Genomic DNA, 15,900 nt, shown 5'->3' on the forward strand with positions numbered 1-15,900 from the left:
ATTTCGACGATCCTGTGGGGACTTGCTACGGGGATTTGGCAGCAGTCGCAGCAGCCTCTGCGGCTGTCACACTGGCCCGTGTGGTCTCGTGAACCATGAACTGGGCCCTGGCGAGTTCGGCGAAATGGCCGCTCTTGGCCACGAGTTCGTCGAAAGTTCCACTTTCGATCACCCGTCCGTTCTCGAACACCAGGATCCGCGTGGCGTTGCGGATGGTGGAGAGCCGGTGCGCGATCACGAAGGTGGTGCGGCCCTTCATCACTTCGTCGAGAGCGGCATTCACCTTGGCCTCGGTGAGGGCGTCGAGCGCGGAGGTAGCCTCGTCCAGAATCAGGATCGGGGGATCCTTCAGCAGCGCGCGGGCGATCGACAGCCGCTGCCGCTCGCCGCCGGAGAGCATGCGGCCGCGCTCGCCGGCATTGGTCTCGAAGCCACCGCTGCGCTCGATGAAATCGAGCGCCTGCGCACGCTCGGCCGCCTTGCGCATCTCAGCCTCGGTCGCGTCCGGCTTGCCGACGCGCAGATTCTCCTCGATCGAGCGGTTGAACAGCAGCGCCTCCTGGAACACGACGCCGATATTCCGGCGCAGCGAGGTCAGCGTGACGCCGCGCACGTCCATGCCGTCGATCTTGATGAAGCCGGATTGCGGGTCGAAGGCGCGGTGCAGGAGCGCGATCGCGGTGGATTTGCCAGCGCCGGTCGGACCGACCAGCGCGATGGTCTGGCCGGGCAGCGCGGTGAAGGTGAGGTCCTCGATCGCCGGCCGCTTGCCGTCATAGGAAAAGGTGACGTCGTTGAACTCGACGAGGCCGGACAGCCTGCCGGCGTCGATCGCGTCGGGCCGGTCGTGCACTGCGGGCACGGCGTCGAGCACATTGAAGAACTCGCGCAGGCGAGGCGCTTCCATGAACACGTTGTTGATGAAGCTCACCACCTGCTCGAGCTTCTGGATCAGCAGCGTCGCAAAGCTCACGAACATCACGATCTCGCCGACCGAGGTCAGCCCCTGGTCGTGCAGCGCGATGCCGAGCGTGAAGATCGCGAGCACGGTGATGGTGGTGGAGGCGCGCGTGATGACGGTGACGAGCGCCCACCATGACAGCACCGGCATCTGCGCGGCCAGCAACTCGTCGGCGACGGAGCGCAGTCCCTTCACCTCGGATTCGACGCGCACGAAGCTCTGAACCAGCGCGACATTGCCGAGTGCATCGGAGGCGCGCGCGGACAGCTCGCTATATTGCTCCTCGACCGCCATCTGCATGCCGAAGGTCTTGCGCACCACGAAGGTCGTCAGTGCGGTGAAGACGATGCAGAGCACGAACAGCAGGATCGCGAGCCGCCAGTTCAGGTAGAGCGACAGCGGCAGCAGCACAACGACCGAGAGGATCGCGGCAAAGTGCTCGCGGAAGAAGCCGAGCCACAGCCGCCACAAGGCGTCGGTGCCGTTGAGCATCACCTTCATCAGCCGGCCCGAATGGGTGCCGGAATGGAAGGTCAGCGGCAATTGCAGGATGTGCTCGAAATAATCGGTCAGCACCGCCTGGCGCTGGCGGTGCGAGAGCCGGTCGGCCTGCAAGGCCACGAGCGCGCTGCAGAGAATAGTGAACAGCCCGAACGCGCACCAGGCTACCAGGAACGGCCAGGCCGAGCTCGACCCGGCCACCGTCTTGCCCGACAGCACGTCGACGATCCGCCCGAACAGCACGGGCTCGGCGAACTGCGAGCCCGCGAGCAGGAGATTGGCGACCGCGAGCAGCCAGCCCAGCCGCGCCTCCTTGCCGAGCAGCTCGAGAACACGTGTGTAGAGACGGAGGATGGGCATGCGGGCTAACGAACTCGAGCGGGTAACGGAGCCCGTATTTTAAGCAGGGATCGCGCGGGAGATATAGCGGAAGCTGTCAGTTTTGCTCAGTTGATCAGCCGCCCCGCCACCGGCGGCAGGAACCGGTCGTCGAAGATGTCGCCCGCCGTGGGCCGTTTGCGGAATTTGAAGTCCTGCGCGATCTGGTCGATCGAGCGCTCCAGGCGCGCGGGCTCGACGCCGCCGAGGCCGTTGCGCCTGACCTCGTCGGTCAGGATGTTGTCGACGAGGACGGTGCGCAGGCGCTCCAGCTCCAGGTCGCGGTCGCCGTCGTCGATGCGGCCAGCGGCCTCGTCCGCCGCACGTGCCGGCTCCTTGATGGTCGCATTGATGCCGGCGATCAAGGCGCGGACGAAGCCCTTCACGGCGTCCGGCTTCGCCGCGGCGAAGGCGGGATTGACCACCACGGCGAAGCCATAGGCCTCGCAGCCATAATCGGCATAACGCAGCACGACGAGATCGGCTCCGGGCACGCCGCGGTCGCGCAGGTTCACCGCGGAGAGATAGTTGAAGCCTGCGACGGCATCGACCTGCCCTGCGGACAGGATCGGCTCGCGGACCGCAGCGCCAATCTTGTGGAATCTGACGCGCGATGCCTTGATGCCGTTCTGCTGCGCCAGCGCCGGCCACAGCCGCATCGACAGGTCGCCGTCGGCAACGCCGACGGTCTTGCCGTCGAGATCGGGCAAGAGATGAATGCCGCGGCTCCTGCGCGCGACGATCGCGTAGGGCGCGCGGTTGAACAGCACGAACACCGCCTTGGCCGGCGCCGAGTCCTCGTTGTCGCGAAGGCGGATCAGCTCGTTGATGTCGATCAGCGCAAGCTCGCTGTCGCCCTTGGCGACGCGTGCGAGCGCCTCCGGCGAGCTGGCTGCGCTGTTGAAGGACACGTTGAGACGTTCGGCGCTGAACCTGCCGTCCTTCGCCGCAAGGAAGAACGGCGCCATGCTCGCGTCGAGCGGGCGGTCGAAGGTGAAATGGATCGCAACGGACGGCGCAGCGGTCTCGGCCGCACGGACATCGCGTGCAACGAGCGTTGCAAGCGAGATCGAGAGAGCCAGCAGGCAACGCAGGGCGGTCGTCTTGAATCCAGACATCGATTGCGCCGGGTTCCGCATTGTTATGGTTTCGTGACGCTTTACGGCAGCCGGCTGCGGCCAGTCTCTCCGCGCCAACATGAACGGCAGATGAGCGGCGGTTGCGGCACGATCACGCAACCCCGTTCAGCTTGTGTTGGGGTTGGGGAACCCAACTTAGGCTGTGCGGGTTTGAAAGGCATGAGCCTGTCCGCAGGCGTCCATTCCAGGTCCCAAGGAGGGCCCAAGACATGTTCGAGCGATTCTCCAAGTTTGCGGGCCGAAAGGCCGTTCTTGCCACCGCGGCGGTGCTGGCGCTGACCGCGCTTGCCCCGACCGCATCCTATGCAGGCGGCCGTCACTGGCATGGTGGCGGAGGCGGCGCGGCCGCAGCTGCGGCTTTCGCGGCCATCGGCACCGGTCTTGCCATCGCCGCGACCCGTGACTCCTATGCCTATGACTATGGTCCGGGCTATGGCTATTACGGCGGTCCCGCCTATTACAGCGGCCCTTCCTACGGGCCCTATTATGGTCCAGGCCCGAACTTCCAATATCAGCGCTACGGCGGCACCGCTCCGTCCGAGTTCTGCGGCCAAGGTTACTACCAGAACTGCTACTAGCTCTGGCAGCTGGAGTTGACCATGACAGGCCGTCGCGCTTGCCGCGCCGGCCTGTTTTCTGCTTTTATTGCCGCGCGTTAACACGCTCGCCATTTGTTTAGAGTAGTTTTGAGTACCATGAGTGATTCGCTTGAGCGGCTATATCTGGCTGTGCTCGCGGCCAGGGATCTTGATCCGGCAACATCGCGTACGGCCCGGCTGTTTCAGCGCGGGCCCTCGAAAATGGCAAAGAAGCTCGCCGAAGAGGCCATCGAGGTCGTGATCGATGCCGTCAATGGCGATACCGACGCCGTGATCCGGGAAAGCGCCGATCTCCTGTACAATCTCACCGTGCTCTGGGCCTCTGCGGGCGTGCGCCCCGAGGACGTCTGGCGCGAGATGACGCGGCGGGAAGACATGCTCGGCATTGCCGAGAAGCTGCCGAAATCGTCGATGAAGCTGCCCAAGGTCGCGTCACCGCGCGTGGCTGCCAGGCGGCCAATTGTCGCGCTCGAGGGGCGTGCCGCGCGCAAGCGCCACTAGAAACGTCATAATTCGCCTCAATCTCGGCATGGACAAATCCGTCCCATGGTGCTTCATCGCGGCGCCATGCTGAAACGTATCTACGACTGGTGCATCGACGCCGCTCACAAGCCCTACGCGCTCTGGATCATGGGAGCGGTGTCTTTCGCCGAAAGCTCCTTCTTTCCGGTGCCGCCGGATGTGATGCTGATTCCGATGTCGCTGGCGCGCCCGCAGCGCGCCTGGCTCTACGCGGCCGTCTGCACCATCACCTCGGTGCTCGGCGGCATCCTGGGCTACGCCATCGGCGCGCTGCTGTTCGACTCGGTCGGTCATTGGCTGATCCAGGTCTACGGCCTCGGCGACAAGGTCGACGCCTTCCGTGCCTCCTATGCGGAGTGGGGCGCGGTGATCATCCTGCTCAAGGGTTTGACGCCGATCCCCTACAAGCTCGTCACCATCACCTCGGGCTTTGCCGGCTACAACATTCTGTTGTTCACCATCTGCTCGATCGTCGCGCGCGGCGGACGCTTCTTCATCGTCGCCATCCTGCTCAACCGCTATGGCGATTGGATCCGGGTCCAGATCGAGAAGCATCTCGGTCTCGTGGTGGCGGTCGGTGCTGCCGTGCTGGTGCTCGGCTTCGTGGTGGCGATCAAGTTGATCTAGAGCATGTCCGGACCCGAAGGGCCGCGTCAGCGCAAGGTGTGAAGCGGTTTTCCCTCGCGACAAACGCGGAACGCGTTTGCGCGGAGATCATGCTCACTTGGTAACCCGCGCTTTGCCGCCGGGCCGGGTTCGGCTACGGTTGCCGTCATGATGGTTCGATCCGGCAATCCGGCCTTGCGGCTCGGGACGCTGATATCAGCAGTGCTGCTGGTCCTGCTCGGTGCCGCCGGGACCGGATGGCCGCAATCCGCTCCGCCGGTGCTTGGCTTGCAGGAGCAGGGGCCGCAGGCCGCGCCTCAGCCGTCCACGCCCGCTCCATCGGCGCCGCCGGCGGCAGCGGAAAATCCCGGGCTGATCAATGAAATGGGCAAGCTGTTCGACAAGCTGCCCTCGATCCTGCCGCCCATCAAAAGCCCGAGCGAGACCATGAACGATCTGTCGCGGCTGGCGAAGCCTTCGACCATGGTGTCGGGCCGGGTGGCCTGTCCGGCCTCGTCCAACGGCGCGCCCGATTGCAAGCAGGCTGCCGACCAGCTCTGCCAGAGCAAGGGTTACAAGGACGGCAAGAGCCTGAATGCCGACTCCGCGGAAAAATGCTCGGCCAAGGTCCTGATTCCCGGCAGGGCTCGCAAGCCGGACGACTGCCGCACCGACACTTTCGTGACCAGCGCGCTGTGCCAGAACTAGAGGACGTCGCGCGAGCAACAAGGAGCGCCCATGAGCCGTACGGAGCAGGACTTCCTCGGACAGCGTGAGATCGCCGACGACATCTATTACGGCGTCCAGACCATCCGGGGTAAGGAGAACTTCCACATCACCGGCATTCCGATGAACCAGGAGCCTTACTTCGTGAAGGCGCTCGGTTACGTCAAGAAGGCCGCCGCCATGGCCAATCGGGATCTCGGCGCGATCGAGGCCAGGGTCGCGGACGCGATCATCCTCGGCTGCGACCGCGTGATCGCCGGCGACATGATGGACCAGTTCGTCACCGACTTCATCCAGGGCGGCGCCGGCACCTCCACCAACATGAACGCCAACGAGGTGATCGCGAACCTCGCGCTGGAATCGCTCGGCTTCGGCAAGGGCGACTATCAGCACGTCAGCCCCAACGATCACGTCAATTACGGCCAGTCGACCAACGACACCTATCCGACCGCCTTTCGCCTCGCGCTGATCCTGCGGCTCGAGAGCTACATGACCGCGCTGCGTCAGCTCCAGGAAGCGTTCTTCGCCAAGGGTCGCGAGTTCGATCGTGTCCTGAAGATGGGCCGCACGCATCTGCAGGATGCCGTGCCGATGTCGCTCGGGGCCGAATTCCGGGGCTGGGGCACCACGATCGGCGAGGAGGTCGACCGCATCTCGGAAGCGCGTGCGCTGCTGCGCGAGATCAATCTCGGCGCCACCGCGATCGGAACCTCCGTCACGGCTGCGGTCGGCTATCCCAAGCTCGCGGTCCGGCACCTCAGCGCGCTGACCGGCGTCGACTTCATTCTCGCCGGCGACCTCGTCGAGGCGACCTCCGACACCGGCGCCTATGTGCAGCTCTCGGGCGTGTTGAAGCGCACCGCGAGCAAGCTGACCAAGATCTGCAACGACATCCGTCTGCTCGCCTCCGGCCCGCGTGCCGGCTTCAACGAGATCAACCTGCCGCAGCTGCAGCCGGGCTCCTCGATCATGCCGGGCAAGGTCAATCCCGTGATCCCCGAGGTCGTCAACCAGACCAGCTTCCTCGTCATCGGCCTCGACACCACGGTGACGCTGGCCGCCAGCGCCGGCCAGCTCCAGCTCAACGTGATGGAGCCGGTGATCTCGTTCGCGCTGTTCTTCTCGATCCGCACCATGGAGCGCGCGGTCAACAGCCTGCGCGAGAATTGCGTCGTCGGCATCACTGCCAACGAGGAGCACACCCGCAACATGGTGCTCAACTCGCTCGGCATCGTCACCGTGCTGAAGCCGCTGCTCGGCTACAAGCAATGCGCCGAGATCGCGCGCGAGGGCTACAAGAGCGGCAAGTCGCTGCACCAGATCGTGGTGGCCGAACGCAAGCTGCTGACGCAAGAGAAGTGGGACGAGATGTTCTCGTTCGAGCGGCTGATCAATCCGGATCTGCTGGGGTAGGCGGTCACTGTCATTCCGTGGCGCGCGTAGCGCGAGCCCGAACCATCTCGCTACGCGCATTGATGCCCGATGAATTCCGGGTTCGACGCTGACGCGTCGCCCTGGAATGACGAGGAAAGAATTCCGCATCTTGGAATAGTGTCGCGGGGTGCCGCCTACGGCGCCAAAACGCAATACTTGACAGTGGAAAGATTGCCTTGTTGGTATGGCGGTCAACCTTCCATTGACCTGCCAACAGAGGATCGTCCTGCAATGTCCATGCCTGCCTTGTTCAAAGGACGCCTGTCGATCCCCGTGATCGGCTCGCCGCTCTTCATCATCTCGGTGCCCGATCTCGTGATCGCGCAGTGCAAGGCAGGTGTGGTCGGCTCGTTTCCGTCACTGAACGCGCGGCCGCCGGAGCTGCTCGACGAATGGCTGGCGCGCATCACCGAGGAGCTCGCGGCCTATGACCGCGCGCATCCCGACAAGCCCTCGGCGCCGTTCGCGGTCAACCAGATCGTGCACAAGTCGAACAACCGTCTCGACCACGACATGCAGCTCTGCGCCAAGTACAAGGTGCCGATGATCATCTCCTCGCTCGGCGCACGCGAGGAGCTGAACCAGGCCGTGCACAGCTGGGGCGGCATCGTCTTCCACGACGTGATCAACCAGAAATTCGCCCACAAGGCGATCGAGAAGGGCGCCGATGGCCTGATCCTGGTCGCGGCCGGTGCCGGCGGCCATGCCGGCACCATTTCGCCGCTGGCCTTCGTCGCCGAGACGCGAAAATGGTTCGACGGCCCGATCGCGCTGTCGGGTGCGATCGGCAACGGCAAGGCGATCCGCGCCGCACGCATCTTAGGGGCCGACTTCGCCTATATCGGCTCGGCCTTCATCGCGACCAAGGAAGCCAATGCGGTGGAGAAGTACAAGGAGATGATCGCGGGCTCGACCGCCGACGACATCGTCTATTCCAACCTCTTCACCGGCGTGCACGGCAACTATCTGAAGCCCTCGATCCTTGCCGCCGGCATGGATCCGGAAAACCTGCCGACCTCCGATCCCTCCAAGATGAATTTCGGCACCGACGCTTCCGGCGAGCGCGCCAAGCCGAAGGCCTGGAAGGAAATCTGGGGCTCGGGCCAGGGCATCGGCAGCGTAGAGAAGGTTATGCCTGCCGCCGAGTTGATCGCGCGCTTCAAGAAGGAATACGACGAGGCGATCGATCCGCCGTTGTAGTTTCTCGTGTCCCGGACGCGGTGCAGTGCGTAGCATTGCTCCGCAGAGCCGGGACCCATCGCCGCAAGGCACGGACCCCGGATCAGCAGCTCATCGCTACGCGCTGCGCAGCGTCCGGGGAACGTCAACCAAGACTGATTAAAACATGCCCCCCATCTACCGTGTCGACGGCGACAGCGTCGTCACCAGTCCGGATGCCGCCGGTCCCTGGGATCGGCGCATGCAGCACGGCTCGGCGCCGGCCTCGCTGGTGACATGGGCGGCCGAACGCATTCCGACGCCTGCTCCGATGGATATCGCGCGCGTCACCATCGATCTGATGCGGCCCGTTCCGGTCGCGCCGCTGACGATCGTGACTGACGTCTTGCGTGAGGGCCGCAAAATCCAGCTCTGCGAAATCAAGCTGCTCGCCGACGGTTTGCAGGTCGTCGGCGCCACCGTGCTCAAGATCAGGCGCCAGGCGCTGTCGTTGCCCGCCGACGTCAAGGCGCTGCCGGTGACGCTGCCCATGCCGGAGGACTCGCTGGTCGAGGACGGTCACGCCGCCACCAGCCCGTTCGTGCGTTCGGTCTCGATGCGCGCCGCGCGTGGCCGCTTCGGCCAGGCCGGCGCCGGCGCGATCTGGTTTCGCGTCGATCATCCGCTCATCGAGGGCGAAGCGATCTCGCAGGCCATGCGCGCCGTGGTCGCCGCCGATTTTTCCAACGGCACCGCCTCGACGCTCGATTTTCGCGCCTGGACCTACATCAACGCCGACCTCACCGTGAATTTTTCGCGCCAGCCCATTGGCGATTGGATCCTGCTCGACGGCGACTCCTGGATCGGACCCGACGGCGCCGGGCTCGCAATGTCGCGGCTGGCGGACCGGCAAGGCTATTTCGGCCGCGCGGTGCAGAGCCTGGTGATCGAGAAGCGGTGAGCGTGACGGCCCTTGCCGCTGTCGCTCTGTGAGCCGATTGAACGGCAGGCTTCCGCCGCCGCGGAAGGGATGCTTGGTCGTGTGCGACGAGGCATCCTGCCAGTTCACATTCCGTAGAAGATCTTGATCTCCCACAGCACCACGACGATAGCCGTGATCAAGGTGACCGCGGCGACTGCACTTTCCAGGGAAGCGACTCTCATTGCTTACTCCGCTTCCCAGCCCCGTCAGCGGTCTAGGTGATTCCCCGATTCGCCTGCAATCGGGCGGCCATCGCCGGCGCAAACTCCGCTGCTCGTTGTGGTGCCGGGGCCACAATCATACCGTAAAATCCCGGGGTTTTACCCCACCATCCGGTCCCGCCCGCTCCAGAACCCCGCACGCAATACCTTCTTGTCGACCTTGCCGACACCGGTCATCGGCAGCTGCTTCACGAACTGGATCTGCTTGGGCGCATGCGCCGAGCCTTTTCGCGCCTTCACGAGGTTGATCAGCTCGTCCGGATCAGGCCTTGCGCCCTCGCGCGGCACGACGATGGCGGTGACGGCCTCGCCCCATTTCTCGTCGGGAATGCCGACGACCGCGACCATGGCGACGTCGGCGTGCTGCGACAGCACGTCCTCGACCTCGCGCGGAAAGATGTTGAAGCCCCCGGAGACGATCATGTCCTTCTTGCGGTCGAGGATGAACATGTAGCCGCGCTCGTCCTTGCGCGCGATGTCGCCGGTGTGGACCCAGCCGTTCTTCAGCGTCTCGGCGGTGATGTCGGGCCGCTTCCAGTATTCCGCCATCACGTGCGGGGCGCGCACGCAGATCTCGCCGGCCTCGCCCGTCTTCACCTCCTGGTCGTTGTCGTCGAGGATCTTGACCTCGCAGGCTGCGATCGGGAAGCCGCAGGACAGGAACAGCTCGGGTGCCTTAAGATCGTGGTCGGCTTTGCGCAGCACCGAGACCGGGTAGCATTCGGTCTGGCCATAGAGCTGCGAGAACACCGGCCCGATCCGCTCGATGCCCTCGACCAGCCGGCTCGGCGACATCGCTGACGCCCCGTAGAGCACCAGCTCGAGCGAGGACAGGTCAGTCTTATCAAGCGAGGGATGATCGAGCAGCACGTAGATCATGGTCGGCACGAACAGCGTGAAGTTGATGCGCTCGCGCGCGATCGTGGTCAGCACGGCCTCTGGATCGAATCCCTTCAGCATGTGCACGGTGCCGCCGCGCATCAAGGTCGGCAGCACTTTCGTGCCCGCGACATGGCTGATCGGGGCGACCGTGAGGTAGCGGGCGGCGTCGGGGATCTCGAAATCGGCGAGGATCGCAGCGGCGGCTCCGGCGTTCTCGCGGTGATAGCGCAGCGCGCCCTTGGATTTGCCGGTGGTGCCGCCGGTGTAGTTCAGCGTCGAGAGATCGTCGAGACCGGCGAGGCACCGCGCGCTGGCGTGTCCCGCGCTCTCGATCGCCGCCAGCAGATCGACACCGTAACCGGCCGGCCCCGTGGTGAAGACCGCCTTCAGCCGGGTTGCCCTCGCGGAGAGCTCGCCGCCGCGGTCGCGGAAGGCGGCCGCGTCGACCACCAGCATCACGGCCTCGGAATCCTCGAGTTGGAACAGCTGGTCCTCCAGCGATCCCAGCGGATGCAGCCAGGTGATGCAGAGCCGCGACAATTGCGCGGCGACGCCGGCGCACCAGCTGTCGGCGCGGTTCGCGGTGAGGAAGGCGACGCGCGCGCCCGCCTGCAGGCCAAGCCGCATGAACACGCCCTGGATGCGTCCGATCAGGTCGAGAGTGCCCTGATAGCTCAGCGATCCCTCGGGCCAGGCGAACGCGGTGCGGCCGGGATAGCGCGACAACGCCCGTAGCGTCTGCGCACAAGTCGGGGACGATGCGTGGAGCGGATCGGACATATGTTTCCTCGTTGCTTTGTCACCGGCTTCTGGCGTGCCAATGTTGCTGATGACGCTAGCACAGAGACTGCGGGAGGAAACGACAAAGCCCGCACTGGGAGGCAAGCGTGACGAGGAGATTTGCGTGCCATCAGATCGACTGCAACGCTTCGGCGATCGTCTCGCTCTGCCGCTGATCGCAGCGCCGATGTTCCTGGTGTCGGGCGTCGAGCTCATGGTCGCGGCCTGCCGCAATGGGGTGATCGGCAGCTTCCCCACCGCCAATTGCCGCAGCACGGAGCAGCTCGATGAATGGCTCACCGCGATCGCGACGCGCCTGCGCCGGCACGAAGACCAATCCGGCCGCAAGGCTGCGCCGCTCTGCCCGAACCTGATCGTGCATCGCTCCAATGCGCGGCTCGCGCAGGATCTCGCCGTGCTGCTGCGGCACAAGCCGGAGATCGTCATCACCTCGGTCGGCTCGCCCGCGCCTGTGCTGAAGCCGCTGCATGACGCCGGCGTGCTGGTGCTGGCGGACGTCGCCTCGATCCGCCACGCCGAACGGGCGGCGGAAGCAGGTGCCGATGGGCTCGTGCTGCTCACGGCGGGCGCGGGCGGGCAGACCGGCTGGCTCAATCCGTTCGCCTTCGTCCGCGCGGTGCGCGCATTCTACGATGGCATCATCGTGCTCGCCGGCGGCATCAGCGACGGCCAAGCGCTGCATGCGGCCGAAGTGCTCGGCTGCGATCTCGCCTATATGGGCACGAAGTTCATCGCGACGCGCGAGAGCATGGCGGACGAACGCTACAAGCGCATGCTGGTCGAGAGCTGCGCCGACGACATTCTGCTCACCACTGCGTTCACGGGGTTGCAGACCAGCATGCTGAGGCCGTCGATCGTGGCCGCCGGCCTCGATCCCGACGATCTCCCGGCACGCGGCGCGATCGATATCGCTGAGGATATCGACGTTGCCGCGCGCGAGAGCCGGCCAAAGCGCTGGCGCGACATCTGGAGCGGCGGGCACTCAACCTCGGGGGTGACGGACGTGCCGGCGGTTGACGAGCTGGTTGCGCGGACGCTCGCCGAATATCGTGCGGCGGGCGGGCCGTAGGCGCAGCCCGTCGAGCCGGGCCACGACGGTGTGGATCACGGTTAATCCCGGGCTCCTCCGCTCCCCTTATTTAACGGCAGATTAACCAACGCCGGCCAAGAATCCCCCTCACGGCCCGCCAATCAGGGCCGAGAGGGACAGGCGATGGACTTCGATTTTCTCAACAGCAAGACAGCGGCTTCGCTGGACGAAATCCGCGTCCGCGTCGCTCATGCGCTGGCGCGCCACCCGCTGTGCCGCAACGTCCGGTTCGACATCGTCAGCGTCCCCCGCACCCGCCGGGGCGGCAACTGGACGGTGACGCTGCAATCGGTCGAGCCGCGCGCGGTGTGGGAGGCCTCGGAGATCGTCGCCGACATCCAGGACGCCTACGACCTTTCGGCAGCTGCCTGATTTCCTTGAGTTTTCCGGGCGATGTCGCCGCAGTCCGCGCGATTGCCGCCGCGATGGCACGGTTAAGCCTTAATTATCGCCCAGTTGTCGGGCAGTGATCACGTGGACTTGAAGTTGGGCGCGGAGAGACGTTTGTCCAAAGCCATCACCATCGTTGTGCTGACCTGTTTCCTCGTCCTGGGTGCCGCCACCACCGCCATTCTTGGCCGGGACAGCGTGCCCAGCGTCAGCGAAGAGATGATCGCGCAGACGCCTCCAGCCAAGCCGCTCGCCACCAACCGCGCCGCCAAGGCCGACCGTCTGGTTCCGACCCTGGCCCTGGCTTCGGCCGCGATCGAGCCGGTCCAGGTGCCGGCCGACAGGCTTTCGCGGGCGCCCGTGCTGGCCGAGCCGCTGCGCCAGGCCTTTGCCGCCGCCACGCCATCCGATTTCCCGATGCCCAAGGCGTCGTTGAGTGCTTCCGAAGCGCCCGCCGCGGCTGAAGTTCCCGCCGTCGAAGTTCCGGCCAAGCCGAAGGTTGTCGCCAAGGCGCAGCCGCAGAAACACTATACCCTGCTATCCGACGCACAGATCTCTGGCATCCGGGACCGGCTGAAGCTGTCTTCGTCGCAGGAATATTACTGGCCTTCGGTCGAGACCGCGCTGCGCAACGTCGTCCGCAAGATCTCGGCCAACAAACTCTCCAATCCGAACGCGCCACCCAGCGCGCAGATCGATCCGAATTGCGACGAGGTCCAGCAATTGAAGTCGGCCGCCATGCCGCTGCTGTTCCAGTTGCGTGACGATCAGAAGGAAGAAGTGCGCAAGCTCGCCCGCCTCATCGGGCTCGAAAAAGTCGCGCAGCAGATCTGACACGCGGGGTTCCTCCGGGAACCGCTCCTGCATCAGGAACATCTGGCAATCAACGTGCGTTGCTCGCCCCAAAGAGGGAGTGGATCAATGCGCGCCTCGACAGCTTATTTCGTCGGTGCCGGAACTATTATCGCGGCCATTGCCATCGGTCTTGGCGGGGGCATCGTTGCCGGCAACATCATGAACCCGGTCGCGTCCAAACAGGGCCCGGACACCAGCAAGATGGCGCAGCGCGCGGAGTCCGCGGGCGCGCCGGCACAGACGAGCGCGCCGTCGGAACGCGTCAATTATCTCACCGGCTCGCAAGCCTTCGGCGCAATGATTGCCGCGCCGGCGCAAGCCGAAGCGAAGCCGGAAGCTGTAAAGCCCGACACGCAGACCACTCAGGCGAATGCCGGACCGCCGGCGCCGCCGCCTTCGCCAGCGGCCGCGGTCGAGCCACCCAGGGAACAGTCCAAGGAACAGTCGAAGTCAGCAATCGAATCGCCTCCGCAGGCCGTAAAGCCGGCTGAGCAGCAGGCCTCGACCGAGCCGGCCTCTTCACCCGAGAACGCCTATGCCAAGGCGAGGGACTCCGACGCCAAGCGCGCTGCGTCCGAGCGGCGCCGGATGGAGCGCCGCGAGCGCTGGACCGAGCGCCGCCACTACGATTCCCGCGAGCAGCGCGGCTTGCGCGATCGCACCGATTGGGACGACGTCGCGCGCAACATCCGCGAAGATTCCGATGTGCGTGATTACGCCAGCCGGCCGCGCGGCGGCTTCCCGCAGATCAGGCTGTTCGGGCCCGACGACGACTAGCGCCTAAATTAGCTCGCGATCGCGCCTGCGATGGGAGAAGGCGCGACGCGGTCACTTCATTCCCGCGCGCCGCAATCCTTCCAGATAGTGCGCACGGTCCTCGTCCCGCAGCATCGGTAGCTCGCGCGTGATCCAGGCGAGCGAGACTTCGGGCTGGGCGCGGCGCAGGCCTTCCAGGGCGGACGCTGCCAGCGCCGGATCTCCTGACATCCCGGCGGCGGCCGTCAGCACGCGGTGCGCGCCGACGAAATCGCCGCGCTGCCGCATCGATTCCCGCGCCATCTGCGCGGCTCCGTCATAGTCACGGCCGACGAACCTGGCATAGGCCGCAACCCCGCAATAGACCGCCGCGAGCGGATCGCGCGGGCTCAGCCGCAGCGCGCGACGTGCGGCGGCATCGCCGTCCTGCCATCGTCCGGCGTAGCACAGCGTCACGCCGTAAAAGGCGTGCGCCATCGCAAAGTTCGGGTTGAGCGTCAGCGCCAGCTCGAACTCCGCCAGCGCGTCGTCGAAGCGGCGGCGGAACAGATAGGTGTAGGCAAGGCCATGATGGGCCCAGGCATCCTCGCGATCGGCCTCCACCGCCGCGAGCGCCGCGCGTTCTGCGATCGGCACTGTCGCGGCCATGTCGGCCCAGCCCATATGCGCGCCGAAGATATGGCTGGTCGCGAGCAGTCCCAGCGCCTTGCCATAGGCGGGATCGATTGCGACGGCCTTTTCGAGCAGCCCTTGCGCGGCGGCATTGTCCTCGCGCGTGCTGCGCCAGTGATGCGACAGCGCGCGCATCACGAGGTCCCAGGCATCCAGGCTGCCCGGCGGCTTCTGCTGGGCGCGAAAACTTTCGGCAGCGTAGAGCTGCGGCTCGATTGCGGCGACGATCGCCTCGGTGATCTCGTCCTGCACGGCGAAGATGTCGGCGAGCTCGCGGTCGTAGCGCTCGGCCCAGAGATGACTGCCGGTCGAGACGTCGTTGAGCTGGGCTGAGATGCGCAGGCGCTCGCCGCTCCGCCGCACGCTGCCTTCGACCACGTAGCGAACCCCGAGCTCCTGCGCGACCTCGCGGATGTGCACGGCGCGGCCCTTGTAGACGAAGGAGGAGTTGCGCGCGATGACGAAGAACCAGCGCAGCTTCGACAGCGCGGTGATGATGTCCTCGCTGATGCCGTCGGAGAAATAATCCTGCTCGGCCGCGCCGCTCATATTGGTGAAGGGCAGCACGGCGATCGCCGGCCGCTCGGGAAGCGTGAGTGCGGCGCGCTGCACCCGCGCGGCGTAGCCGGGCTCCGGCGCGATTGCGCCACCCATCGTGCTACCTTTGGCCTCGACATGGCCGACGAAGCGAAAGCCCTTGCGGGCGATGGTGCGGATCAGCGCCTGGCTCGCGCCACTGTCGCCGACGGCCTTGCGCGCCGCGTTGATCCGGCTGGTCAAGGTGGATTCGGAGACGCTTCGCCCGTGCCAGATCTTGTCGATCAGCTCGTCCTTGCTGACCACCCGATCGCGGTTCTGCATCAGGTGGACCACGAGATCGAAAACCTGCGGCTCTACGGCAACGGGAACCTGCTCGCGGCTCAGCTCGCGCCGGTCGGTATCGAGAAGGTGGTCCCGGAACAGAAACTGCACGTCGAAACTCAGGCCTCATTACGAATTGGGGCTAGCAAAAAAACAAAATGAAATTTGGGTCGAAAACTGTGAGTCTGCCGAAGGGGCCGCTTGGTTCATCGCGATCGCGTGATGGCAGCCATGCCGTGCGATTGGGGTAGACGCTGTGGGCGACCTGTTGACCGGATGTTCCGTCCGAAATCGACCCGTCATCCTGAGGGGCGAGCCGCGCGGCGCAAGGCGCCGCGTGGGGAGCTTCGAAGGTGGGACGGCCAC

The 15,900-nt window shown here is 65.4% G+C and carries 15 protein-coding genes; 11 read left to right on the top strand and 4 right to left on the bottom strand.

The genetic code is table 11. The annotated features are described in order from the left end of the window. Positions 1–25 precede the first annotated feature (25 nt). Positions 26–1,822, bottom strand: coding sequence for a glucan ABC transporter ATP-binding protein/ permease (locus GDN70_RS06730; protein ID WP_038973142.1), 1,797 nt, complete (start codon positions 1,820–1,822; stop codon positions 26–28). Positions 1,823–1,908: 86 nt separating this feature from the next. Beyond that, complete coding sequence (locus GDN70_RS06735; protein ID WP_152102316.1) at positions 1,909–2,958, bottom strand: ABC transporter substrate-binding protein; 1,050 nt, start codon at positions 2,956–2,958, stop codon at positions 1,909–1,911. A gap of 230 nt (positions 2,959–3,188) precedes the next feature. On the opposite strand from GDN70_RS06735, the gene GDN70_RS06740 reads away from it, so the two are divergent. From GDN70_RS06740 to GDN70_RS06770, 7 genes are all read left to right on the top strand, one after another. Beyond that, on the top strand, positions 3,189–3,557 hold the full coding sequence (locus tag GDN70_RS06740) for a hypothetical protein (RefSeq protein ID WP_028140692.1): 369 nt from the start codon (positions 3,189–3,191) through the stop codon (positions 3,555–3,557). Between the two features lie 117 nt (positions 3,558–3,674). Continuing rightward, a complete protein-coding gene (hisE, locus tag GDN70_RS06745; RefSeq protein WP_028140691.1) occupies positions 3,675–4,079 on the top strand; it encodes a phosphoribosyl-ATP diphosphatase in 405 nt (134 codons plus the stop codon). A 45-nt stretch (positions 4,080–4,124) separates the two neighbouring features. Beyond that, positions 4,125–4,727 (top strand): YqaA family protein, encoded by a 603-nt coding sequence (locus tag GDN70_RS06750; RefSeq protein WP_080670090.1) that lies wholly within the window; start codon positions 4,125–4,127, stop codon positions 4,725–4,727. Between the two features lie 147 nt (positions 4,728–4,874). Next, positions 4,875–5,414 carry a hypothetical protein gene (locus GDN70_RS06755; protein WP_038948859.1) on the top strand — a complete coding sequence of 180 codons (540 nt, stop codon included), beginning with the start codon at positions 4,875–4,877 and terminating at the stop codon, positions 5,412–5,414. Positions 5,415–5,444: 30 nt separating this feature from the next. Continuing rightward, positions 5,445–6,845 (top strand): aspartate ammonia-lyase, encoded by a 1,401-nt coding sequence (locus GDN70_RS06760; protein ID WP_028140688.1) that lies wholly within the window; start codon positions 5,445–5,447, stop codon positions 6,843–6,845. Between the two features lie 252 nt (positions 6,846–7,097). After that, the gene (locus GDN70_RS06765; RefSeq protein ID WP_028140687.1) at positions 7,098–8,066 is read left to right on the top strand and encodes a nitronate monooxygenase family protein; all 969 of its coding nucleotides are present in this window, start codon (positions 7,098–7,100) and stop codon (positions 8,064–8,066) included. 145 nt (positions 8,067–8,211) lie between these two features. Next, positions 8,212–8,985: a thioesterase family protein gene (locus GDN70_RS06770; RefSeq protein WP_038948857.1), complete on the top strand. Its 774-nt coding sequence runs from the start codon at positions 8,212–8,214 to the stop codon at positions 8,983–8,985. Positions 8,986–9,326: 341 nt separating this feature from the next. On the opposite strand, the gene GDN70_RS06775 is transcribed toward GDN70_RS06770, so the two are convergent. Then, positions 9,327–10,889 (bottom strand): AMP-binding protein, encoded by a 1,563-nt coding sequence (locus tag GDN70_RS06775; protein WP_097669129.1) that lies wholly within the window; start codon positions 10,887–10,889, stop codon positions 9,327–9,329. 124 nt (positions 10,890–11,013) lie between these two features. Here GDN70_RS06775 and GDN70_RS06780 point away from each other — a divergent pair, with 124 nt between their 5' ends. The 4 genes from GDN70_RS06780 (at position 11,014) to GDN70_RS06795 (ending at position 14,022) form a co-directional block, all read left to right on the top strand. Next, complete coding sequence (locus GDN70_RS06780; RefSeq protein WP_038948855.1) at positions 11,014–11,979, top strand: nitronate monooxygenase family protein; 966 nt, start codon at positions 11,014–11,016, stop codon at positions 11,977–11,979. A gap of 144 nt (positions 11,980–12,123) precedes the next feature. Continuing rightward, the gene (locus GDN70_RS06785; protein WP_028140683.1) at positions 12,124–12,372 is read left to right on the top strand and encodes a hypothetical protein; all 249 of its coding nucleotides are present in this window, start codon (positions 12,124–12,126) and stop codon (positions 12,370–12,372) included. Positions 12,373–12,504: 132 nt separating this feature from the next. Beyond that, on the top strand, positions 12,505–13,224 hold the full coding sequence (locus GDN70_RS06790) for a hypothetical protein (protein ID WP_028140682.1): 720 nt from the start codon (positions 12,505–12,507) through the stop codon (positions 13,222–13,224). Between the two features lie 87 nt (positions 13,225–13,311). After that, positions 13,312–14,022 (top strand): hypothetical protein, encoded by a 711-nt coding sequence (locus GDN70_RS06795; protein WP_152102317.1) that lies wholly within the window; start codon positions 13,312–13,314, stop codon positions 14,020–14,022. 51 nt (positions 14,023–14,073) lie between these two features. Here the strand turns inward: GDN70_RS06795 and GDN70_RS06800 are convergent, their stop codons facing one another. Beyond that, entirely contained in the window at positions 14,074–15,645 is a 1,572-nt protein-coding gene (locus tag GDN70_RS06800; protein ID WP_097669131.1) for a winged helix-turn-helix domain-containing protein, read from the bottom strand. Positions 15,646–15,900 lie beyond the last annotated feature (255 nt).

Source organism: Bradyrhizobium sp. TM102 (genome assembly GCF_009176685.1).
Taxonomy (GTDB): Bacteria; Pseudomonadota; Alphaproteobacteria; order Rhizobiales; family Xanthobacteraceae; genus Bradyrhizobium; species Bradyrhizobium ottawaense.